Source organism: Pseudomonas sp. PS01298 (assembly GCF_029959745.1).
In the GTDB taxonomy this organism is placed as follows: Bacteria; Pseudomonadota; Gammaproteobacteria; order Pseudomonadales; family Pseudomonadaceae; genus Aquipseudomonas; species Aquipseudomonas aylmerensis.
Genome location: NZ_JASCPP010000030.1, coordinates 1 through 21,767, shown reverse-complemented (window position 1 = coordinate 21,767; position 21,767 = coordinate 1). Strand labels below are relative to the sequence as shown.

At 63.3% G+C, this 21,767-nt stretch carries 21 protein-coding genes; 20 read left to right on the top strand and 1 reads right to left on the bottom strand.

Features of this window, described 5'->3' with window-relative positions:
* Positions 1-38: 38 nt before the first annotated feature.
* Positions 39-290, bottom strand: a complete 252-nt coding sequence (locus QMX97_RS13205) for a DUF6124 family protein (protein WP_282397047.1) — start codon at positions 288-290, stop codon at positions 39-41.
* 589 nt (positions 291-879) lie between these two features.
* On the opposite strand from QMX97_RS13205, the gene QMX97_RS13200 reads away from it, so the two are divergent.
* The 20 genes from QMX97_RS13200 (at position 880) to ureC (ending at position 21,704) form a co-directional block, all read left to right on the top strand.
* Complete coding sequence (locus tag QMX97_RS13200) at positions 880-1,275, top strand: DUF2946 domain-containing protein (RefSeq protein ID WP_065900253.1); 396 nt, start codon at positions 880-882, stop codon at positions 1,273-1,275.
* A 47-nt stretch (positions 1,276-1,322) separates the two neighbouring features.
* A complete protein-coding gene (locus tag QMX97_RS13195; RefSeq protein ID WP_106805286.1) occupies positions 1,323-1,805 on the top strand; it encodes a copper chaperone PCu(A)C in 483 nt (160 codons plus the stop codon).
* A gap of 11 nt (positions 1,806-1,816) precedes the next feature.
* Positions 1,817-2,218, top strand: a complete 402-nt coding sequence (locus tag QMX97_RS13190) for a DUF2946 domain-containing protein (RefSeq protein WP_162946059.1) — start codon at positions 1,817-1,819, stop codon at positions 2,216-2,218.
* 93 nt (positions 2,219-2,311) lie between these two features.
* A complete protein-coding gene (locus tag QMX97_RS13185) occupies positions 2,312-4,372 on the top strand; it encodes a TonB-dependent copper receptor (protein ID WP_065900248.1) in 2,061 nt (686 codons plus the stop codon).
* A gap of 85 nt (positions 4,373-4,457) precedes the next feature.
* The gene (locus QMX97_RS13180; protein WP_282397046.1) at positions 4,458-5,840 is read left to right on the top strand and encodes a PepSY domain-containing protein; all 1,383 of its coding nucleotides are present in this window, start codon (positions 4,458-4,460) and stop codon (positions 5,838-5,840) included.
* A gap of 152 nt (positions 5,841-5,992) precedes the next feature.
* Complete coding sequence (locus QMX97_RS13175; RefSeq protein ID WP_282397045.1) at positions 5,993-8,101, top strand: TonB-dependent receptor; 2,109 nt, start codon at positions 5,993-5,995, stop codon at positions 8,099-8,101.
* 128 nt (positions 8,102-8,229) lie between these two features.
* Positions 8,230-9,018, top strand: coding sequence for an ABC transporter ATP-binding protein (locus QMX97_RS13170; protein ID WP_065900242.1), 789 nt, complete (start codon positions 8,230-8,232; stop codon positions 9,016-9,018).
* Complete coding sequence (locus QMX97_RS13165) at positions 9,015-9,962, top strand: ABC transporter substrate-binding protein (protein ID WP_201143440.1); 948 nt, start codon at positions 9,015-9,017, stop codon at positions 9,960-9,962. Before QMX97_RS13170 ends, QMX97_RS13165 begins: the two co-directional genes overlap by 4 nt.
* Positions 9,959-10,969, top strand: coding sequence for an iron ABC transporter permease (locus tag QMX97_RS13160; RefSeq protein ID WP_282397044.1), 1,011 nt, complete (start codon positions 9,959-9,961; stop codon positions 10,967-10,969). Before QMX97_RS13165 ends, QMX97_RS13160 begins: the two co-directional genes overlap by 4 nt.
* A gap of 274 nt (positions 10,970-11,243) precedes the next feature.
* Positions 11,244-12,509 (top strand): urea ABC transporter substrate-binding protein, encoded by a 1,266-nt coding sequence (gene urtA / locus QMX97_RS13155; RefSeq protein ID WP_065900237.1) that lies wholly within the window; start codon positions 11,244-11,246, stop codon positions 12,507-12,509.
* 135 nt (positions 12,510-12,644) lie between these two features.
* Positions 12,645-14,147, top strand: a complete 1,503-nt coding sequence (gene urtB, locus QMX97_RS13150; RefSeq protein WP_282397043.1) for an urea ABC transporter permease subunit UrtB — start codon at positions 12,645-12,647, stop codon at positions 14,145-14,147.
* Positions 14,147-15,214 carry an urea ABC transporter permease subunit UrtC gene (urtC, locus tag QMX97_RS13145; RefSeq protein WP_065900235.1) on the top strand — a complete coding sequence of 356 codons (1,068 nt, stop codon included), beginning with the start codon at positions 14,147-14,149 and terminating at the stop codon, positions 15,212-15,214. The genes urtB and urtC overlap by 1 nt, the downstream gene beginning before the upstream one ends.
* Positions 15,211-16,044: an urea ABC transporter ATP-binding protein UrtD gene (gene urtD / locus QMX97_RS13140; RefSeq protein WP_162946058.1), complete on the top strand. Its 834-nt coding sequence runs from the start codon at positions 15,211-15,213 to the stop codon at positions 16,042-16,044. The genes urtC and urtD overlap by 4 nt, the downstream gene beginning before the upstream one ends.
* Positions 16,045-16,541: 497 nt before the next feature.
* On the top strand, positions 16,542-17,240 hold the full coding sequence (urtE, locus tag QMX97_RS13135) for an urea ABC transporter ATP-binding subunit UrtE (protein WP_065900233.1): 699 nt from the start codon (positions 16,542-16,544) through the stop codon (positions 17,238-17,240).
* Between the two features lie 31 nt (positions 17,241-17,271).
* Entirely contained in the window at positions 17,272-18,111 is an 840-nt protein-coding gene (locus QMX97_RS13130; RefSeq protein WP_106805296.1) for an urease accessory protein UreD, read from the top strand.
* 146 nt (positions 18,112-18,257) lie between these two features.
* Positions 18,258-18,560, top strand: coding sequence for an urease subunit gamma (gene ureA, locus QMX97_RS13125; protein ID WP_003171437.1), 303 nt, complete (start codon positions 18,258-18,260; stop codon positions 18,558-18,560).
* Between the two features lie 10 nt (positions 18,561-18,570).
* Positions 18,571-19,092: a GNAT family N-acetyltransferase gene (locus tag QMX97_RS13120; RefSeq protein WP_201143438.1), complete on the top strand. Its 522-nt coding sequence runs from the start codon at positions 18,571-18,573 to the stop codon at positions 19,090-19,092.
* A gap of 5 nt (positions 19,093-19,097) precedes the next feature.
* Positions 19,098-19,631: a GNAT family N-acetyltransferase gene (locus QMX97_RS13115; protein ID WP_106805297.1), complete on the top strand. Its 534-nt coding sequence runs from the start codon at positions 19,098-19,100 to the stop codon at positions 19,629-19,631.
* Complete coding sequence (locus QMX97_RS13110) at positions 19,628-19,933, top strand: urease subunit beta (RefSeq protein WP_213550418.1); 306 nt, start codon at positions 19,628-19,630, stop codon at positions 19,931-19,933. The genes QMX97_RS13115 and QMX97_RS13110 overlap by 4 nt, the downstream gene beginning before the upstream one ends.
* A gap of 70 nt (positions 19,934-20,003) precedes the next feature.
* A complete protein-coding gene (ureC, locus tag QMX97_RS13105) occupies positions 20,004-21,704 on the top strand; it encodes an urease subunit alpha (protein WP_106805298.1) in 1,701 nt (566 codons plus the stop codon).
* The last annotated feature ends 63 nt before the right edge of the window (positions 21,705-21,767 follow it).

Genomic DNA, 21,767 nt, shown 5'->3' with positions numbered 1-21,767 from the left:
TCGCCGGCAAGCCGGCTCCTACAGATTGCAGCGGGCCTTCAGTTGATCGTGGCTGTCGCCTGTCCGACACCATCGTGCACACGGTCAGCGAGCAATTGCGCCAGCTCGATCAACTGCGCAACGCCTAGCAACTCTTCGCGCGGTGCGCCTTCCAGGTTGAAGGCAATGTCGCAACTCAGTGCATTGGCTGAAGCGAGTGTTTCGCTGAGGTTGACCAAAAGGTCTTCAGTGCTGACTCCATCGGCCACGGTGAATAGCCGGATGGGAGGATTGGGGGTGGGTTTGATCATTGTGCCGTTCCTTAATCTAAGTGGAGCTGCCAATTGATCGCCGCGACGCGATAAAGGTGGCAGCTGTGCGCAGGTTCGCGGACCGGAGATTAAGGAAACCGGCATACCCGAAGGTATCCCGCGCACAGCCACCATAGCGCCGCACAGTAGACGATAAAAAAGCGTCAACTGAAAGGAGGCAATGCTTAATCAATCCGGGCCGCGACGCCCGTCCGCTGAGTTTTCAGCGGTGTCCGGAGACTAGAGATTGAGTGTCCTAGGGACAACCTCAAAAAGCTGTCGGACGTTTCTGCTGAAGACCCCCACAGCCGAGTCGGGCATAGTCCAACCTGTGGGAGCTGGCTTGCCTGCGATAGCATCACCTCGCCCCAGCTGCTGGACCGAGTCGTCTGCATCGCAGGCAAGCCAGCTCCCACAGGGTTCAGCGTGATGCAGGATTTCGCGCCTGGTCTGAAAAATTGGCAATCTGTGGTTCCGGTCTATCCTCAAGCTAGTCACTGCGACACCAAACCACACCGCCCCTTTTTACTTATCCCCCCCGATCAGGCTAAATACCCCCCTGATCGTTTAACCCTACGGATTGTCCGCCATGGCCCGTCAACGCTTTGCAATTGCCTGGATCGCCTGCCTTGCAGTGCTGTTCAATGCCTTTGCCATGCCGATGGCCAGTGCCATGCAACAATCCCAGGACCCGGTGCAGCAGTTGCTGTGGGGCAGTTTCTGTTCGTCCAACGGCGCCAGCCTGAAGACGATTGCCCTGGGCAAGCTGGAGATTCCAGCGCCGCAGCAGGACGATCACTCCACCATGCAGCATTGCTGGTGTTGCTCGGGCTCGGCGCCGTGGGTGGCGTTGCCGGGGCATGTGCCGCAGTTGTATGTCACGCGGTTCGAGGCGGTGCAGAGCCTGCCGCCGCCGGTATTGCGTAACCCTACCCCGCGCCAGCAATGGCCAAGCCTCAACCCCCGCGCCTCTCCGACGGTCTGATTTTCTTCGCAAGTGAACTGCGTTTAGAACCGTTCTGGAGAACTGCCATGCTCAAATCTTCCCTGCTTCTGGCTGCTTTGTTGCTGCCGGTGTGCGTTGCTGCCAATGCCGATGACTACAAGGCCGGCGACCTGTTGGTCAGCGATCCCTGGTCCCAGGAGTTGCCGCCGAATGCGCCGACCGTCGCGGCGTATTTCGTGATTCATAACACCGGCGAGACACCGGACCGCCTGCTCAGCGTCGACACGCCCGTGGCGGAAAAAGCCGAGTTGCACGAGCACGTGATGCAGGGCGACTTGATGAAGATGCAGCAAGTGACCAGCGTCGCGGTGCCGGCCAAGGGCGACCTGACCTTCGCGCCGATGGCGTATCACGTGATGCTGCTGGGCCTCAAGGACCGCAGCCTGCTGGCCGATGGCAAACAGTTCCCGCTGACCCTGACCTTCGAAAAAGCCGGCAAGGTCGAAGTCGAAGTGTCGGTGCAAAAAGTGCCGCCGACGGCCCCCAACGAGCATAAGCACGCCCAGTAGGCAGACACTCGATGGGCGCCCCTCGCGCCAGGTTGTCCCCCCGCCACCGCGTGATGCGGGGCAGTTGGATCAGCCTGTTCGCCATGCTGATGATCTTTATCGGTCCGCTGATTTCCCAGGCGATGCCGATGGACCATCACGTCGGCATGTCCATGGAAATGTCCATGGACATGCCGAGCTGCCATGGCGAGCCGCAACCGAAAAAAACCGCCGACGAACACCACGTCCTCTGGGAAAAATGCGGCTATTGCAGCCTGCTGTTCAGTTGCCCCGCGCTGCCGGGCAGCGTGTCCTACCTCAGCCTCGGTAACCCACCGCCGGCCAACGCCCTCACCCCCACCCCACGCCTGGGTCATGCCCGGCAGAGCATCTTCCCCGGCGCCCGCAGCCGCGCGCCGCCCATCGTCTCGTAGGCACCGAGCACCGTTACTTCACCCCGGCCGACTTTAGACAGACAGCCGCAGGCTGCTGGCCGTGTTGTTTACGATTGATTGATGGAATTTGTCATGTCCAGGTTTTCTGCTGACACCCGTATGGGATGTACCCCTGTGCTCGCCGTTTTATGCGGCGCACTCCTGGCGCCACAGGCCCAGGCCGACGAGCATGAACTGAGCCCCACCGTGATTACCGCGATTGCCCCCAGCTCGCCGCTGACCGTGGTCACCAACCCCAAGGACCCGCGCCAGCCAGTGCCCGCCAGCGACGGCGGCGACTACCTCAAGACCATCCCCGGCTTCGCCCTGGTGCGCAACGGCGGCACCAATGGCGACCCGGTGCTGCGCGGCATGTTCGGCTCGCGCCTGAATATCCTCACCAACGGCAGCATGATGCTCGGCGCCTGCCCGGGTCGGATGGATGCGCCGACCTCCTACATTTCGCCGGAAACCTACGACAAGCTCACCGTGATCAAGGGCCCGCAAACCGTGCTGTGGGGCCCCGGCGCATCGGCCGGCACCGTGTTGTTCGAGCGCGAGCCGGAGCAGTTCGGCGCACTCGGTACACGCCTCAACGCGAGTGTGCTGGCCGGCTCCAACGGGCGCTTCGACAAAGTCATTGATGCGGCGGCCGGCGGGCCCCTCGGCTATGTGCGGGTGATCGGCAACCAGGCGCATGCCGACGACTACAAGGACGGCAATCACGACACCGTCGCCTCGCGCTACGACAAATGGAATGGCGACGTCGCGGTCGGCTTCACCCCAGACGCCGACACCCTGCTGGAACTCACCGCCGGCCGCGGCGATGGCGAAGCGCGCTACGCCGGACGCGGCATGGACGGTTCGCAATTCCTGCGCGAAAGCCTGGGGCTGCGCTTCGAGAAGTCCAACATCGGCGCCGTGCTGGATAAGGTCGAGGCCCAGGTCTACTACAACTACGCCGACCATGTGATGGACAACTACAGCCTGCGCGTGCCCTCGGGCACCGGGATGATGGCCGGGCCCATGGCCGCCAACGTCGACCGCCGCACCCTCGGTGCGCGGGTCAAGGCCACCTGGCGCTGGGCCGATGTGCAACTGATCGGCGGCCTGGATGCGCAGACCAACGAGCATCGCCAGCGCAGCAGCATGGGTATCGATACCTACAAGGATTTGCCCAAGGTCAAGGACGCCAACTTCCACAACTACGGCGCATTCGGCGAACTGACCTGGTACGCCGCCGACCGCGACCGCCTGATCACCGGGGCGCGCCTGGACCGCGCCTCAGCCAAGGATTTCCGGCAAACCCTCGATGCGGGCATGATGCCCAGCCCCAACCCGACCGCCGACAAATCCCGCGCCGACACTTTGCCGTCAGGTTTCGTGCGCTTTGAACACGACCTGGCAGACAGCCCGACCACCGTCTACGCAGGCCTGGGCCATGCCGAGCGCTTTGCCGATTACTGGGAACTGTTTTCCCCGGACAACGGCCCGGCCGGTTCAGTCAACGCCTTCGACAGCATAAAGCCGGAGAAGACCACCCAACTCGACGTCGGCGCCCAATACAAAACCGCCGACCTCGAAGCCTGGGCCTCGGGATACATCGGCCAGGTCCGCGATTTCATCTTGTTCGACTACCAGCCAGGAATGATGGGCACCACCTCCCAGGCACGCAATGTGGACGCGCGGATCATGGGCGGTGAACTCGGCGCGGCCTACAAGCTGACTCGCCAGTGGAAGGCCGACGCGACCCTGGCCTACGCCTGGGGCAAGAACAGCAGCGACGGCAAGGCCCTGCCGCAAATGCCGCCCCTGGATGCGCGCCTGGGCCTCACTTACAGCGAGGATGACTGGAGCGCCGGTGCCCTGTGGCGCGTGGTTGCGGCGCAGAACCGCATCGACCGGAACAAGGGCAATGTGGTCGGCAAGGACTTCGACAAGAGCGCAGGTTTCGGCGTGTTCTCGCTGAACGCCGCGTACCGCATCAATAAAAACTTCAAGGTCAGTACCGGCGTCGACAACCTGTTTGGCAAGGCCTACGCCGAGCATCTGAACTTGGCGGGCAACGCCGGCTTCGGCTACCCCGCCAACGACCCGCAAGCCATCAAGGAACCGGGGCGCACGCTCTGGACCAAGGTGGACATGAGCTTCTGACGCACACCCTGCAGGAGCCGGCTTGCCGGCGCCTGCAGGTCCTGCGTTTACACCCAATAAATAACGAGCCTGTGCGGAGCACCTGATGACCATTCAAAAGATATCCTTCTACAACCTGGCCTGGCGCTGGCATTTCTACGCCGGCCTGTTTGTCGCCCCATTCATGGTGTTGCTGGCGCTGACCGGCATTATTTACCTGTTCAAACCCCAGCTCGACCCGCTGATGTACGGCGACCTGCTCAAGGTCCAGAGCGCCGAGCACGCGTTGAGCGCAGACGAGCAACTGCAACGCGCCCAGGCCGCTTTCCCCCAGGGCAAGATCAGCAAGTACCTGCCCCCGGCCGACGCCACCAGCAGCGCACAATTCGTGATGCACGACGGTGGGCGTGAAGTCACGGTGTTCGTCGATCCCTATCGCGGCACCGTGCTCGGCGAACAAGATGCAAAAAACAACCTGCAAGCCATCGCCCGCGCGCTGCATGGCGAGTTGATGATCGGCACCGTCGGTGATCGCCTGGTGGAACTCGCTGCCGGCTGGGGCGTGATGCTGGTGGTGTCGGGCCTGTACCTGTGGTGGCCGCGTGGCAAGTCATCGGCCGGGGTGCTGTGGCCGCGTTTCAATAGCCGTGGCCGCGTGTTCTGGCGTGACCTGCATGCAGTCGCGGGCTTCTGGGGCGCGGCGTTTTTGCTGGTGATGCTGCTCAGCGGCATGACCTGGACCGGCTTCTGGGGCAAGCAATACGCCGACCTGTGGAACACGTTCCCGGCAGCCATGTGGAACAACGTGCCGCAGTCCGACCAGCAGGCGCGGGTGCTCAACACCGCCAGCCAGCAGACCGTGCCCTGGGCCATGGAAAACACGCCGATGCCGATGTCCGGCGACCATGCCGAACACATGAATCACGCCGGCCAGCACTCAGGCCCTGCCGCGCCGACCCTGCGCCTGCAACAGGTGGTCGACCTCGCCAATGCGCGCCAGGTCGAGCCCGGCTACAGCATTACTTTTCCTACTACCGCCGAGGGTGTGTTCACCGTCGCGGTATTCGCCAACGACCCGCGCAACGACGCCACCCTGCATGTGGACCAGTACACCGGCAAGGTCCTGGCCGATGTGCGCTGGGACCACTACAACGGCGTGGCGAGGGCCACCGAAACCGGGGTGATGCTGCACGAAGGCAAGATGTTCGGCTGGGTCAACCAGGTGGTGGTCCTGCTGATCTGCCTGATGATCCTGCTCAGCGCCGTGAGCGGCGTGGTGATCTGGTGGAAGCGCAGGCCTGCGGGCGGCCTGGGGGTTCCGCCGTTACGCCATGACCTGCCGAAGTGGAAAACCGCGATGGTCATCATGCTCGGGCTGGCAATTGTTTTCCCGTTGGTGGGCGCGTCGCTGATCGCCGTGTGGGTGCTGGATCGCCTGGTGCTGTCGCGGCTGTTCGCCCCACATGAATCCGCCTCAGGTTCGGCATGAATTAGGCGAGATGCCCCACTTAGAGGCGTTATGTAGTCTTACGCGGGCTTTCGCCCACGACGCAGAAAGTGTTAACTTATAACACTTGCTGCATACCCCAGCTCGCCGTCCCCTACGGCGAGCACCGCCTCGAAGAAGCGATTTTCCGTCTGATGAACAAGTACCTTGCGTCCGGCCTGTGCCTGCTCGCCCTGCACACCAGCGCCCAGGCCCTGACCCTGCCCGCCAGCCCCGTCACCGCGCCTGCGGTGGATGACGAACGCGTCGACCTGAACACACCGACCACCGCCGGCTCACGCCTGAACCTCACGGCCCTGCAAACCCCGGGCAGCGTCGAGAGCCAGACCGGCACGCAGATCCGCGAACGCGGCGACGCCAGCGTGCAGGACGCGATTTCCCGCGCCACCGGCATCAGCCGCACCGGCTCGCCGGGCGACGGCGGCACGTCGCTCTCGGCCCGTGGCTTTACCGGCCAGGGTTCGGTGATGCAGCTGTATGACGGCAACCGCATGTACATGGGCATGGGGACCTCGACCTTCCCGGTGGACACCTGGTCGGTGGAGCGCGTGGACGTTTTGCGCGGCCCGGCTTCGGTGCTGTACGGCGAAGGTGCCACCGGTGCGGTGGTCAACACCGTGCCGAAAAAACCCTTCAGCGGCGAGATCGAAAACCATATCCGCCTCGGCTACGGCTCCTACGATCGCCAGCAGGAAGCCCTGGACAGCGGCGGCTCGCTGACCGACACCCTGAGCTATCGCTTGAACCTCAATCGCCTGCGCAGCAACGGTTTCATCGACCGTGGCGACTCCAGCAGCGACTTCATCAGCGGTGCGCTGCGCTGGCAGGCGGCAGACAACCTGAGCTTTACCCTGGCCAGCGACTACGGCGACCAGCGCCCGCAAAACTACTTCGGCACCCCGCTGATCAACGGCCAATTGCACAAGGGCCTGCGCGACAAGAACTACAACGTCAGCAACGACATCCAGCACTACAACGACCAGTGGACGCGCCTGACCAGCGAGTGGCAGATCAACGACCATGTCAGCGCCACCAACGAGCTGTACTACCTGAAGAACCAGCGTCGCTGGCAGAACGCCGAGAACTACAATTTCACCGACGGCCAACTCACCCGCAGCGGCAACTTCGGCATCAAGCACAACCAGGAACAGGTCGGTGATCGCCAGACCTTCACCTTCAAGCACACCCTGTTCGGCCTCGACAGCCAGACCGTGACCGGCGTGGAGTACAACCGCATCCGCTTCCGCCTGGCCAGCAACACCCCGTTTGAAGACACCTTCAACGGTGGCCAACCTATCGACGTGAACCACCCGGCGCCTGGACAGTTCGCCAGTAACTCCCCGTTCAAACCGGTGTTCGCCACGACCACCAAGACCGTCGCCGGCTTCGCTGAAAACCGCCTGCAACTCACCGATCAACTGTCGCTGATCACCGGCATCCGCCGTGACTACGCGCACATTGATCGCGATGATTTGCGCGACGGCAGCCAGAACGACAAGACTCTCACCGGCAACAATTGGAAGGCCGGCCTGGTGTATGCGATCACCCCGGACACGTCGGTCTACGGCCAGTACGCCACCAGCACCGACGGCGTCGGCGGCTTGATTTCCCTGAGCAAGAGCCAGCAGCAGTTCGACCTGTCGACGGCCAAGCAAAGCGAGATCGGCATCAAGCAAACCTTCTGGGACCAACGCGGTGAATGGACGCTGGCCGCCTACCATATCGTCAAGAAAAAACTGCTCACCGACGTGCCGGGCGACCCGGACCAAAAGCAGCAAGTCGGCCAGCAATCGTCCAATGGCCTGGAAGCCAGCCTCGACCTGCAACTGCCGAACGCTTGGCAACTGCAAGCCAATGCCGCCTTCGTGCGGGCGCAGTACGACGACTTCAAACAGGACGTCGACGGCGTACAGGTATCGCGCGACGGCAACCGCCCGGTGGACGTACCGCGCCGCACCGCCAACCTGTGGCTGAGCAAGGCCGTGACCGACGATATCCGCGCCGGCGCCGGTGTGCGTTATGTCGATGCGCGGTATGCCGACATGGCCAACCAGAACGAGTTGCCGAGCTACACCGTGGTCGACGCCAGCGTCTCGTGGAAAGCACTGCGCAACACCACCCTGGGCCTGCAGTTGAACAACCTGTTCGACCGTACCTACGCCGTCAGCCAGTACAACGACGGCCAACAGTGGATCCTCGGTGAACCGCGCTCGTTCTTCGTCACGGCGGACTACACCTTTTAGCGGAACCCCATGTGGGAGCTGGCTTGCCTGCGATGGCGGCGGTTCAGGCAGTGCATCTGGACCAGGCAACCTGCTATAGCAGGCAAGCCAGCCCCCACCGTTCAATTGTGTTGATCCAGAGAGTAACGATGACTTCACTCACCCTCGCCCAGCTTGGCTGGACCCCACCGGGTCACGACCGCTGCCATCACCGGTTCCAACTGCGTGACGCCAGCCTGCAGGTCGGTGCGGGGGAATTTGTCGGGCTGATCGGGCCCAACGGCAGCGGCAAGACCAGCCTGTTGCGCTGCGCCTACCGGTTCACCCAACCGGAACACGGTGAAGTGCGGCTCGACCATCGGAACGTGTGGAAGCAAAGCGCCAAGTGGTGCGCGCAACGTATTGCCGTGGTGTTGCAGGAGTTTCCGGATGCCTTCGGCCTGCGCGTGGATGAAGTGGTCGCCATGGGCCGCACACCCCATAAGGGTTTGTTTGACAGCGACACGCCACAGGACCAGCAACTGGTGCAACAGGCGCTGGCGTCGGTGGGCATGCAGGGCTTTGACGACCACGCGTTCGGCACGCTGTCGGGCGGTGAAAAACAGCGCGTCATCCTGGCCCGTGCACTGGCCCAGCAACCGCAACTGTTGATCCTCGACGAGCCGACCAACCACCTCGACCCGCGCTACCAGCTTGAGCTTTTAAGGCTGGTCAAACGCCTGAACATCGGCACCCTGGCCAGCATCCACGACCTGAACCTGGCCGCCGCCTTTTGCGACCGCCTCTATGTGATCGACCACGGGCGCATTGTCGCCAGTGGCACGCCCCACCAAGTACTCACCGCCGAGTTGCTGCGCGACGTGTTCGGCGTCGAGGCGCTGATCGACACCCATCCCTTGTCCGGCTACCCCCGAATCACCTGGATAACTCAACCATGATCCTGCGCTCCCTGCTGTCTCTCGCCCTGCTGTTCGGCACGGCTCAAGCGTTCGCCGAAGCGACCCATTACCCGGTGACCATCAAGAGTTGCAACCGCGACGTGACCTTCCAGGAAGCGCCGCAGCATGCGGTGAGCCACGACATCAACATGACCCAGATGATGCTCGCCCTGGGCCTCAAGCCACGCATGGCCGGCTACAGCGGTGTGACAGGATGGAAGTCAGTCAGCGCGCAAATGGCCCAGACCCTCGATGGCCTGCCGGAGCTGGCTAGCAAGTATCCTTCGGTGGAAACCCTGCTCAACGCCAATGTGGATTTCTTCTTCGCCGGCTGGGACTACGGCATGCGCGTGGGCGGCGACCTCACGCCGCAAACCCTGCAGCCCTTGGGCATCAACGTGTATGAGCTGACCGAGTCGTGCGCTTTTGTCATGAAGCGCCCGGCCGCGACCCTGGACGACACTTACAATGACCTGCGCAACCTGGGCAAGATCTTCGACGTGCAGGACCGCGCCAACGCCCTGATCGCCCAGATGCAGGCGCAGGTCGCCGAGGTGCGCAAGGACCTGCCCGCCGACACACCCCGCGTGTTCCTCTATGACAGCGGTGAAGACCGCGCCATGACCTCCGGCCGCCTGGGCATGCCCCAGGCACTGATCGAGGCCGCCGGCGGGCGCAATATCCTCGACGACGTCGACGCCAGCTGGACGCGCATCAACTGGGAGACCGTGGTCGAGCGCAACCCGCAGGTCATCGTGATCGTCGACTACAGCGAAGTCAGCGCCGACCAGAAGCAGGCCTTCCTGCTCAATAACCCGGCACTGCAGGCGGTGGATGCGATCAAGAACCAGCGTTTTATCGTGATCCCTTACGTGCAGGCCACGCCCGGCATCGATAACGTGCTGGCCGTCGAAACCCTGGCCAAGGGGTTCCACGGCGAATGATCACCCGTCGCTACGCCTTGCTGCTCGCCACCCTCGGGGCGGTGTTGCTGGTGTCCTGCGTGCTCTCCCTGGGTTTCGGCCCGGCGCGGGTGCCGGTGGACGTGGTGTGGCGCGTCTTGTTGTACAAGGCCTTCGGACTCGGCGAGGTCAACTGGCCGGTCGGGCAGGAGCACATCGTCTGGCTGATCCGGGTGCCGCGCATGTTGCTCGGGGCGCTGGTGGGCGCCGGCCTGGCGTTGATCGGCGCGGTATTGCAGGCCGTCACCCGCAACCCGCTGGCGGATCCGCACCTGCTGGGCGTCACCTCCGGCGCTACGCTCGGCGCGGTGATCGTGGTGCTGCATGTCGGCGAAATCATCGGCCTGCTGACCCTGCCCATCGCCGCATTTATCGGTGCGTTGGTGAGCATGCTGGTGGTGCTGGCCGTGGCGAGTCGCAATGGCCGGCTGGAGAGTGATCGCCTGTTGCTGTGCGGTGTGGCGGTGTCGTTCGTGATGATGGCGACGGCCAACCTGCTGCTGTTCATGGGCGACCATCGCGCCGCGTCGGCGGTGATGTTCTGGATGCTCGGCGGCCTCGGCCTGGCGCGCTGGGAACTGCTGATGGTGCCTGCCGCCGTGGTGGTGCTGGGGCTGATGCTGCTGGTGGGCATGGCGCGGCCGCTGAATGCGCTGATGGCCGGCGAACAGACCGCCGTGACCCTTGGCCTGAACGCCCGCAACGTGCGCCTGCGGGTGTTCCTGATCGCCTCATTGATGACCGGCGTGCTGGTGTCGGTGAGCGGCTCCATCGGTTTTGTCGGGCTGATGGTGCCGCACATCGCCCGGCGCCTGGTAGGCGCCGAGCACCGCCGGTTGCTGCCGGTCTGCGCGTTGCTGGGCAGCTTGTTCCTGGTGTGGGTGGATGTGACCGCGCGCACCCTGATCGCCCCGCAAGACCTGCCGATCGGCATTGCCACGGCGGCGATCGGCGGGCTGTTCTTTATAGGCCTGATGCGCAAGCGCTAGGGCTCAAGACGCAGCCCTGTCGCGACAGCGGCCTGCAACTCACCGCGAGGGGCGCCGCTTGGTTATCAAGGCGCCTTTGCCTCCCGGCACTCTTTAGGCGCATCACCTGCACCGCCACCGCCTGGTCGCTCGTTTTTGGTGCGCACAACCCTCCAGCTGCAGGTATGCCCCCGCAAAACCGGGCGGTGCGTCATCGGGCACAGCCTTTGCTAGTACCGTTTTAACGTTCATATCTGGCCCTCAGAAAAAATCCAACGTTTACGGAGATCGCACCATGAAGCGTCGCAGCTTGATCAAGGCTTTCACCCTGTCGGCATCCATTGCCGCCATGGGCCTGACCTGGACCGTGCAGGCCGCCGAGACCATCAAGGTCGGCATCCTGCATTCGCTGTCCGGGACCATGGCCATCTCCGAAACGTCGCTCAAGGACATGGCGCTGATGACCATCGACGAGATCAACGCCAAGGGCGGGGTGAATGGCAAGATGCTCGAGCCGGTGGTCGTCGACCCCGCCTCCAACTGGCCGCTGTTCGCCGAGAAAGGCCGCCAGTTGCTGACCCAGGACAAGGTCGCCGTGGTGTTCGGCTGCTGGACCTCGGTGTCGCGTAAATCGGTGTTGCCGGTGTTCGAAGAGCTCAATGGCCTGCTGTTCTACCCGGTGCAATACGAGGGTGAGGAGATGTCGCCCAACGTGTTCTACACCGGTGCAGCGCCGAACCAGCAAGCGATCCCGGCGGTGGAATACCTGATGAGCGAAGAAGGCGGCAGCGCCAAGCGTTTCTTCCTGCTCGGCACCGACTACGTGTACCCACGCACCACCAACAAGATCCTGCGCTCATTCCTGCATTCCAAAGGTGTAGCGGACAAAGACATCGAAGAGGTCTACACCCCGTTCGGCCACGCCGACTACCAGACCATCGTCGCCAACATCAAGAAGTTCTCCGCCGGCGGCAAGACGGCGGTGATCTCCACCGTGAATGGCGACTCCAACGTGCCGTTCTACAAAGAGCTGGCCAACCAGGGCCTGAAGGCCACCGACGTACCGGTGGTGGCGTTCTCGGTGGGTGAAGAAGAGCTGCGCGGCATCGACACCAAGCCGCTGGTGGGCAACCTCGCGGCCTGGAACTACTTCCAGTCGGTGGAGAACCCGGTGAACACCAAATTCGTCGCCGACTGGAAGGCCTACGCCAAGAAACACAACCTGCCGGGCGCGGACAAAGCCGTGACCAACGACCCGATGGAAGCCACCTACGTGGGCATCCATATGTGGGCGCAGGCTGTCGAGAAAGCCAAGTCCACCGATGTCGACAAAGTGCGTGAAGCGCTGGCCGGCCAGACCTTCGCCGCGCCGTCGGGCTTCACCCTGACCATGGACAAGACCAATCACCACCTGCACAAGCCGGTGATGATCGGCGAGATCCAGGCGGACGGGCAGTTCTCGGTGGTCTGGCAGACCCAGGAGCCGATCCGCGCGCAACCGTGGAGCCCGTACATTCCTGGCAATGACAAAAAGCCGGATTACGCCGTCAAGAGCAACTAAGCCCGACTCGGTCTAAATGTGGGAGCGGGCTTGCTCGCGAAAGCGCTGGATCAGCTCCGGATGCGTCGACTGACACTGCGCATTCGCGAGCAAGCCCGTTCCCACACTGTCCGCGCATGATCAGGACATTTTGGTATGCCCACTGCCCTTTACCGCTTCATCCTCGCCGCCCTGCTGTTGCTGCCGCTGGCCGCACACGCAGGCGATGCCGAAGACTTCCTGGCCGCCAACCCGACGCAGCAAGCCAAGCTGCTGCAGGACTGGGCTGCCCAGCCAAATCCAGCCCGCATCGAACTGGTCGACGCGCTGCAACAAGGCCAACTCACGGTCAACGGTGAAACCAGGACCGTACGCCTGAACAACCGCCTGCGCGGTTTGATCGACAACGTGCAAGCCAGCCAGCAACTGCTCGCCGCCGACCCCAAGGTGCGCCTGGCCGCAGCACAAACCCTGCAAAAAACCGCTGTGCCTGCACAGCTCAAATTCCTCGACCAGCAGGTCGCCGCCGAGACCAACGAGGACGTGCACACCGCCCTCAGCCTGGCGCTGGCCAACCTGCAACTGGTCGACACCGACCCGCTGGTGCGCCTCGCTGCGGTGCGTCTGCTCGGCAGCACCGGCGATCCGCTGGCGCGCACCCGCCTCGAAGCACTGCTGGCGCCGGGCGTGGAAACCGACGCCGCCGTGCACACCGCTGCCAAAACCAGCCTGGCCCAGGTCAAACGCAAACTGATGCTCGGCGAGATCCTCGGCCAGGCCTTCAGCGGCATGTCCCTGGGGTCGATCCTGCTCCTCGCGGCCCTGGGCCTGGCGATCACGTTCGGCCTGCTCGGTGTGATCAACATGGCCCACGGCGAGATGCTGATGCTCGGCGCCTACTCGACCTATGTGGTGCAGTTACTGATGCAGCGCTACGTGCCCGCGGCCATCGAGTTCTACCCGTTGATCGCCTTGCCGGTGGCGTTCTTCGTCACCGCCGCGATCGGCATGGCGCTGGAGCGTACGGTGATTCGCCATCTGTACGGCCGGCCGCTGGAAACCCTGCTCGCCACTTGGGGCATCAGCCTGATGCTGATCCAGTTGGTGCGCCTGGTGTTTGGCGCGCAGAACGTCGAAGTCTCCAATCCCGCGTGGCTGTCCGGCGGGATCCAGGTGCTGCCCAACCTGGTGCTGCCGTACAACCGCATCGTGATCATCGCCTTCGCGCTGTTTGTGGTGGTGCTGACCTGGCTGCTGCTGAACAAGACGCGCCTGGGCCTCAACGTGCGCGCCGTCACCCAGAACCGCAACATGGCTGCCTGCTGTGGCGTGCCCACCGGGCGCGTTGACATGCTCGCGTTTGGCCTCGGCTCCGGCATCGCCGGCCTGGGCGGCGTGGCGCTGAGCCAGATCGGCAACGTCGGCCCCGACTTGGGCCAGAGCTACATCATCGATTCGTTCCTGGTGGTGGTGCTCGGCGGTGTCGGCCAGTTGGCCGGTAGCGTGATGGCGGCCTTCGGCCTGGGGATCGCCAACAAGATTCTCGAACCGCAGATCGGTGCCGTGCTCGGCAAGATCCTGATCCTCGCGCTGATCATTCTGTTTATCCAGAAACGCCCGCAGGGACTCTTCGCACTGAAAGGACGGGTGATCGACTGATGAACCAGCCATTGATGCTCACGGCCACGCAAAAGGCCGGCCCCACCGTCACGATTGCAGTGGGCGCGTTGATCCTTGTGGTACTGCTCGCGCTGCCGCTGCTGTCGTTGTTGCCGCCGGACAGTGCGCTGCATGTGTCCGCCTACACCCTGACACTGGTCGGCAAGATCCTCTGCTATGCCATCGTCGCGCTCGCGCTGGACCTGGTGTGGGGCTACGCGGGAATGCTCTCGCTCGGCCACGGCCTGTTCTTCGCCCTCGGCGGTTATGCGATGGGCATGTACCTGATGCGCCAGGCCAGCGGCGATGAGTTGCCGGCGTTCATGACCTTCCTGTCATGGACCGAACTGCCCTGGTATTGGGTTGGCACCGAGCACTTCCTGTGGGCCCTGTGCCTGGTGGTGCTGGCGCCGGGCGTGCTGGCGCTGGTGTTCGGTTTCTTCGCCTTCCGCTCGCGGATCAAGGGCGTGTATTTCTCGATCATGACCCAGGCCCTGACCTTCGCCGGGATGCTGTTGTTCTTTCGCAACGAGACGGGCTTTGGCGGCAACAATGGCTTCACCAATTTTCGCAGCATTCTCGGTTTCGGCATCACCGAACCGGGCACGCGCGCGGTGTTGTTCGTGGCCACGGTCCTGCTGCTGGTGGCGAGCCTGTTCATCGGCTGGCGGCTGGCACGCAGCAAGTTCGGCCGGGTACTGACCGCCCTGCGTGACGCCGAGAACCGCCTGATGTTCTGCGGCTACGACCCGCGCGGCTTCAAGCTGTTCGTGTGGGTGCTGAGCGCGGTGTTGTGCGGTTTGGCCGGGGCGTTGTATGTGCCGCAAGTGGGCATCATCAACCCCAGCGAAATGTCGCCGACCAACTCCATCGAAGCCGCCGTGTGGGTGGCCCTGGGCGGGCGCGGCACGCTGATCGGGCCGTTGCTCGGCGCCGGCGTGGTCAATGGCATGAAGAGCTGGTTCACCGTGGCCTTCCCGGAATACTGGCTGTTCTTCCTCGGCGCGCTGTTCATCATCGTCACCCTGTACCTGCCCAAGGGCGTGATCGGGCTGCTGAAAAAATGAGGAACGTCATGCTCGAACCTATTCTCGATGCGGGCAGCGGCCGCGATGCCATCGGCCTCGGCCAGGCCGCCGGCACCGGCCTGAACACCCGCCACGGCACGATCCTGACCCTGGAAGACATCAGCGTCAGCTTCGACGGTTTCAAGGCCCTCAACGCCTTGAACCTGTACATCGGTGTCGGTGAATTGCGCTGCATCATCGGCCCCAACGGCGCCGGCAAGACCACGTTGATGGACGTGATCACCGGCAAGACCCGCCCCAGCCATGGCAAGGCCTGGTTCGGCGAGACCCTGGACCTGACCAGCATGAGCGAAGTTCAGATCGCCCAGGCCGGCATTGGCCGCAAGTTCCAGAAACCCACGGTGTTCGAAGCCCTCAGCGTGTTTGAAAATCTCGAGCTGGCGCAGAAGACCGACAAGTCGGTATGGGCCAGCCTGCGCGCGCGCCTGAGTGGCGAGCAGAAAGACCGTATCGATGAAGTGCTCGACACTATTCGCCTGACCGCGTCACTGGATCGCCCGGCGGGTTTGCTGTCCCACGGGCAAAAGCAGTTCCTGGAAATCGGCATGCTGCTGATGCAGGACCCGCAGCTGTTGCTGCTCGACGAACCGGTGGCGGGTATGACCGACGCCGAAACTGAATTCACCGCCGAACTGTTCAAACGCCTGGCGGGCAAGCACTCGTTGATGGTGGTGGAGCACGACATGGGCTTCGTCGGTTCGATTGCCGACCACGTGACCGTGTTGCACCAGGGCAGCGTGCTGGCGGAAGGATCGCTGGAACAAGTGCAGGAAAATGAACGGGTGATCGAGGTGTACCTGGGCCGCTGAAAAATCGGCGGCAGACACACTGTTGTGGTGAGCAGGCTTGCCCTGCGTTGGGTTGCGAAGCGGCCCCAATAAGAGCGCCGCGTTTCGCCAGGCACACCGCGTTGTCTGGTTTTAGGGCTGCTGCGCAGCCCAACGCAGGGCAAGCCTGCTCACCACAGAAGCCAGGCACCTGAGCGCCAGGTAACTGCACGTCAGGTACCTGCGCACCAGGTACATGCCCGCCAGGCATTTGCACGATTTGAGGAGTTTTGAACATGCTGCACGTCGACAAGCTGCACCCGTACTACGGCGGTATGCACACCAACACCTTTGTGGTGAGCAGGCTTGCCCTGCGTTGGGCTGCGAAGCAGCCCCAATAAGAGCGCCGCGTTACGCCAGGCACACCGCGTTGTCTGGGTTTAGGGCTGCTGCGCAGCCCAACGCAGGGCAAGCCTGCTCACCACAGAAGCCAGGCTCCTGCATGCCAGGCACCTGCACGATTTGAGGAGATTTTGAACATGCTGCAAGTCGACAAGCTGCATCAGTATTACGGCGGTAGCCACATCCTGCGCGGTCTCTCCTTTGATGTGAAGATCGGCGAGGTCACCTGCCTGCTCGGCCGTAACGGCGTGGGCAAGACCACCTTGCTCAAGTGCCTGATGGGCCTGCTGCCGGCCAAGGAGGGCGCGGTGAATTGGGAAGGCAAACCCATCACCGGGTTCAAGCCGCACCAGCGTGTGCACGCCGGGATCGCCTACGTGCCGCAGGGTCGGGAGATTTTCGGGCGGCTGACGGTGGAAGAAAACCTGCTGATGGGCTTGTCGCGGTTTCCCGGTGCAGAGGCCAAGGAAGTGCCGGCCTTTATCTACGAACTGTTCCCGGTGTTGCTGCAAATGAAGCACCGGCGCGGCGGTGACCTGTCCGGCGGCCAGCAGCAACAGTTGGCGATTGGCCGCGCCCTGGCCAGCCGTCCGCGCCTGCTGATCCTCGATGAACCCACCGAAGGCATCCAGCCGTCGGTGATCAAGGAGATCGGTGCAGTGATCAAGAAACTTGCCGCACGCGGCGACATGGCCATCCTGCTGGTAGAGCAGTTCTACGACTTTGCCGCCGAGCTGGCCGACCAGTACCTGGTGATGTCGCGGGGTGAAATCGTCCAGCAGGGCCGTGGCGAAAATATGGAGCGTGAAGGTGTACGCGGCCTGGTTACCATCTAATCTGTAGCGTCCTGATGATAAGCACTCAACCATGAACCTGCCCGTCTCCCCCGCCCTGTTCACCCCCAGCTGGCACGCCGAGCTGGAACTCGGCTACGCACGTTTCGGCGATACCACGCGCCCGGTAATGCGCCGCCACCTCGGCCCGCTGCGGGTGCAGAAGCACCTGTATGCCGAAGGTCCCGAGGTGTGCCAGCACATCATCGTGCACCCGCCCGGCGGAATTGCCGGTGGTGATCGCCTGGACATCAGCGCGCATGTCGGCACAGGCGCCTGGGCCCAATTGACCAGCCCCGGCGCGGCCAAGTGGTACCGCGCCAGCGGCCCGGCGTTTCAGCAACTGGACTTGACCGTGGAAGCCGGCGCGACCCTGGAGTGGCTGCCCCAGGAAACCATCGTGTTCAGCGCCGCCCAGGCCGAGCTCACCACGCGCATCCAGCTGCACGGCGATGCGCGGCTGTTCTACTGGGACGTCATTGCCCTCGGTCGCCCGGCCAGCGGTGAGCGTTTCGACCTCGGCCACTTCCAATCGCACCTGGATATCCGCCGCGACGGCCAGTTGCTCTGGCATGAGCGCCAGCGCATTGTGGGCGCCGACGGTTTGCTCGACTCGCCCATCGGCCTCGACGGCCAACCGGTGTTCGCCACGCTGTTGCTGACCGCCGAGATCGAACCGCAATTACTCGAACAGTGCCGCGCCCTGCCCCACGCCGTGCGCGGCGACCTGACCCAACTGCCCGGTTTGCTGGTCGCTCGCTGCCTGGCCAGTGAAGCGCTGTTGGCGCGGGGCTGGTTGATTGATTTATGGAAACTCTTACGCCCGGCGGTGCTGGGCCGTGAAGCCGTTTCACCGAGAATCTGGAGCACATGAAGATTCGCACTGCAGGAGCCGGCTTGCCGGCGATCGCGGTGACTCAGTCACGAAGGTTTCGCCGGATAGTCCGCCATCGCTGGCAAGCCAGCGTCCACAGGGATCTACGGTGTTTTTATGAATGACGTTTTGAAGGACCTTGAACCATGGATCTGACCCCACGGGAAAAAGACAAGCTGCTGATCTTTACCGCCGGCCTGGTGGCCGAGCGCCGCCTGGCGCGCGGGGTGAAGCTCAATTACCCGGAAACCATCGCCTATATTTCCGCCGCCCTGATGGAAGGCGCCCGCGATGGCCGCACCGTGGCCGACCTGATGCACTACGGCACCACCCTGCTGAGCCGTGAGCAAGTGATGGAAGGCATCCCGGAAATGATCCCGGATATCCAGGTGGAAGCCACGTTCCCGGACGGCACCAAGCTGGTCACCGTCCACCAACCGATTGCTTGAGGGACCGAGCATGTCCATCTCCCTGCGTGACGCCGTGCACGCCGATCTGCCGGCGATTCGCGATATCTACAACGACGCGGTGCTCAACACCACGGCGATCTGGAACGAACAACCGGTGGACCTCGGCAACCGCCAGGCCTGGTTCAGTTCGCGCCAGGCCCAGGCCTATCCGATCCTGGTCGCGGTGGAAAATGATGAAGTGATCGGCTACGCCTCGTTCGGTGACTGGCGTCCCTTCGAAGGCTTTCGCTACAGCGTCGAACACTCGGTGTATGTGCGCAACGACCAGCGTGGCAAAGGCCTTGGCCCCCTGCTGATGCAAGCACTGATCGAACGCGCGCGTACCTGTGGCAAACACGTGATGGTCGCCGCCATCGAAAGCGGCAACCAGGCCTCGATCCGCCTGCATGAACGCCTGGGCTTCATCACCACCGGGCAGATGCCCCAGGTGGGCATCAAGTTCGGCCGCTGGCTGGACCTGACCTTTATGCAACTGACATTGAATCCGGGCGCGCAACCGCCCAAGGAGTGAGATCGATGAGCGCGACCCAACTGCGTCGAGTCAATGCTGAAAGTTTTGCCCACTACCGCCAGGGCTTGGTCGAGCTGTTGCTCGACGCGGTCAAGCACGGCGCGTCGGTGGGTTTCATGGCCGACTTCGATGAAGCCCAGGCCCGCGACTATTTGCAAGGCGTGCGCGCCAGCATCGAAGACACCAGCCTGCTGCTGTGGGTGGTGGTGCGCGACGAACAGGTGATCGCCAGCGTGCAATTGGCGCTGTGCCTGAAAGCCAACGGCCTGAACCGCGCCGAGGTGCAAAAACTGCTGGTGCACAGCAGCGCGCGACGCCATGGCCTGGGCCAACAGTTGATGAACACACTGGAACTCGCCGCGCGCCAGCACAAGCGCGGCCTGTTGTACCTGGACACCGAAGCCGGCTCGGGCGCCGAGGCCTTCTACCAGTCGCTGCGCTACACCAAGATCGGCGAACTGCCCGACTACTGCCAAAGCCCGGACGGGCGCTACACCCCGACCGCCATCTACTTCAAGACCTTGGGGCAACCTGCATGATTCCTGGCGAATATCAGATCCAGCCTGGCGAGATCGAACTCAATGTCGGCCGCCGCACCATCACCCTGAGCGTGGCCAACAGCGGCGACCGCCCGATCCAGGTGGGTTCGCATTACCACTTTTTCGAGACCAACGACGCACTGACCTTCGACCGCGCATTGAGTCGCGGCATGCGCTTGAATATTCCAGCGGGCACGGCGGTGCGGTTCGAGCCTGGGCAAAGCCGTGAAATCGAACTGGTCGATTTGAGCGGCGGACGCCGGGTATTTGGTTTTGCCGGGCGGATCATGGGCGACCTCTAGGCCCCATCGCCGGGAAGCCGGCGAAAGCGAGCGCGCGATCCCACATTCACTTAATTCCCAAGGCAATCACATGAAGATTTCCAGACAAGCCTACGCCGACATGTACGGCCCCACCGTCGGCGACAAGGTCCGCCTGGCCGACACCGAGCTGTTCGTCGAAGTGGAGCAGGACTTCACCGTCTACGGCGAAGAAGTGAAATTCGGCGGCGGCAAGGTGATCCGCGATGGCCAGGGCCAGAGCCAACTGCTCGCCCACGAGGTCGTCGATACCCTGATCACCAACGCGCTGATCATCGACCACTGGGGCATCGTCAAGGCCGATGTGGGCCTCAAGAATGGCCGCATCCATGCCATCGGCAAGGCCGGCAACCCGGATATCCAACCCGGTGTGACCATGGCCATCGGCGCCAGCACCGAAGTGATCGCTGGCGAAGGCATGATCCTCACTGCCGGCGGCATCGACTCCCATGTGCATTTCATCTGCCCGCAGCAGATCGAAGAAGCGCTGACCAGCGGCGTCACCACCATGATCGGTGGCGGCACCGGCCCGGCCACCGGCACCAACGCCACCACCTGCACTTCGGGCCCGTGGCACCTGGCGCGCATGCTGCAGGCCAGCGACTCGTTCCCGATGAACATCGGCTTGACCGGCAAGGGCAACGCCAGCCTGCCGGAGCCGCTGATCGAACAGGTCAAGGCCGGCGCCATCGGCTTGAAGCTGCATGAAGACTGGGGCACCACGCCCGCCAGCATCGACAACTGCCTGAGCGTCGCCGACCAGTACGACGTGCAAGTGGCGATCCACAGCGACACCCTCAACGAGTCGGGCTTCGTCGAAACCACCCTGGCCGCGCTGAAGGGCCGCACCATCCACACCTATCACACCGAAGGTGCCGGTGGCGGCCATGCGCCGGACATCATCAAGGCCTGCGGCTTTGCCAACGTGCTGCCCAGTTCCACCAACCCGACGCGGCCGTTCACGCGCAATACCATCGACGAACACCTGGACATGTTGATGGTCTGCCATCACCTGGACCCGAGCATTGCCGAAGACGTGGCCTTCGCCGAAAGCCGCATCCGCCGCGAAACCATCGCCGCCGAAGACATCCTGCACGACCTCGGCGCCTTCTCGATGATCAGCTCCGACAGCCAGGCCATGGGCCGTGTCGGCGAAGTGATCACGCGCACCTGGCAGACCGCCGACAAGATGAAAAAACAGCGCGGCGCCCTGCCCGGCGACGGTCCGGGCAACGATAACTTCCGCGCCAAGCGCTACATCGCCAAATACACCATCAACCCGGCGATCACCCATGGCATCAGCCATATCGTCGGCTCCATCGAAGTCGGCAAATGGGCTGACCTGGTGCTGTGGCGCCCGGCGTTCTTCGGCATCAAGCCGACCCTGATCCTCAAGGGTGGTGCGATTGCCTCCAGCCTGATGGGCGACGCCAACGCCTCGATCCCGACCCCGCAACCGGTGCACTACCGCCCGATGTTCGCCAGTTTTGGCAGCTCGTTGCACGCCACCAGCCTGACCTTTATCAGCCAGGCAGCGATGGACGCAGGCCTGCCGGAAGCGCTGGGCCTGAAGAAACAGATTGGGGTTGTGAAGGGCTGTCGCGACGTGCAGAAAACCGACCTGATCCACAACGATTACCTGCCGGATATCGAGGTGGACCCGCAGACCTACCAGGTCAAGGCCGATGGGGTGTTGCTGTGGTGCGAGCCGGCGGACGTGTTGCCGATGGCGCAGCGGTATTTCCTGTTCTGACCCCCGAATCGTGCAGGAGCCCGGCTTGCCGGCGATAGCAGTCTCTAGAACGCTATCGTCGGC

Coding starts and splice junctions, on each gene's coding strand:
- QMX97_RS13195 (WP_106805286.1), top strand. CDS start 1,323: ATGCTCAAATCTTCCCTGCTTCTGGCTGCTTTGTTGCTGCCGGTGTGC.
- QMX97_RS13185 (WP_065900248.1), top strand. CDS start 2,312: ATGTCCAGGTTTTCTGCTGACACCCGTATGGGATGTACCCCTGTGCTC.
- urtC (WP_065900235.1), top strand. CDS start 14,147: ATGAACCAGCCATTGATGCTCACGGCCACGCAAAAGGCCGGCCCCACC.
- ureC (WP_106805298.1), top strand. CDS start 20,004: ATGAAGATTTCCAGACAAGCCTACGCCGACATGTACGGCCCCACCGTC.
- QMX97_RS13180 (WP_282397046.1), top strand. CDS start 4,458: ATGACCATTCAAAAGATATCCTTCTACAACCTGGCCTGGCGCTGGCAT.
- ureA (WP_003171437.1), top strand. CDS start 18,258: ATGGATCTGACCCCACGGGAAAAAGACAAGCTGCTGATCTTTACCGCC.
- QMX97_RS13165 (WP_201143440.1), top strand. CDS start 9,015: ATGATCCTGCGCTCCCTGCTGTCTCTCGCCCTGCTGTTCGGCACGGCT.
- QMX97_RS13120 (WP_201143438.1), top strand. CDS start 18,571: ATGTCCATCTCCCTGCGTGACGCCGTGCACGCCGATCTGCCGGCGATT.
- QMX97_RS13190 (WP_162946059.1), top strand. CDS start 1,817: ATGGGCGCCCCTCGCGCCAGGTTGTCCCCCCGCCACCGCGTGATGCGG.
- QMX97_RS13175 (WP_282397045.1), top strand. CDS start 5,993: ATGAACAAGTACCTTGCGTCCGGCCTGTGCCTGCTCGCCCTGCACACC.
- QMX97_RS13160 (WP_282397044.1), top strand. CDS start 9,959: ATGATCACCCGTCGCTACGCCTTGCTGCTCGCCACCCTCGGGGCGGTG.
- urtA (WP_065900237.1), top strand. CDS start 11,244: ATGAAGCGTCGCAGCTTGATCAAGGCTTTCACCCTGTCGGCATCCATT.
- QMX97_RS13110 (WP_213550418.1), top strand. CDS start 19,628: ATGATTCCTGGCGAATATCAGATCCAGCCTGGCGAGATCGAACTCAAT.
- QMX97_RS13115 (WP_106805297.1), top strand. CDS start 19,098: ATGAGCGCGACCCAACTGCGTCGAGTCAATGCTGAAAGTTTTGCCCAC.
- urtB (WP_282397043.1), top strand. CDS start 12,645: ATGCCCACTGCCCTTTACCGCTTCATCCTCGCCGCCCTGCTGTTGCTG.
- QMX97_RS13170 (WP_065900242.1), top strand. CDS start 8,230: ATGACTTCACTCACCCTCGCCCAGCTTGGCTGGACCCCACCGGGTCAC.
- QMX97_RS13130 (WP_106805296.1), top strand. CDS start 17,272: ATGAACCTGCCCGTCTCCCCCGCCCTGTTCACCCCCAGCTGGCACGCC.
- QMX97_RS13205 (WP_282397047.1), bottom strand. CDS start 290: ATGATCAAACCCACCCCCAATCCTCCCATCCGGCTATTCACCGTGGCC.
- urtE (WP_065900233.1), top strand. CDS start 16,542: ATGCTGCAAGTCGACAAGCTGCATCAGTATTACGGCGGTAGCCACATC.
- urtD (WP_162946058.1), top strand. CDS start 15,211: ATGAGGAACGTCATGCTCGAACCTATTCTCGATGCGGGCAGCGGCCGC.
- QMX97_RS13200 (WP_065900253.1), top strand. CDS start 880: ATGGCCCGTCAACGCTTTGCAATTGCCTGGATCGCCTGCCTTGCAGTG.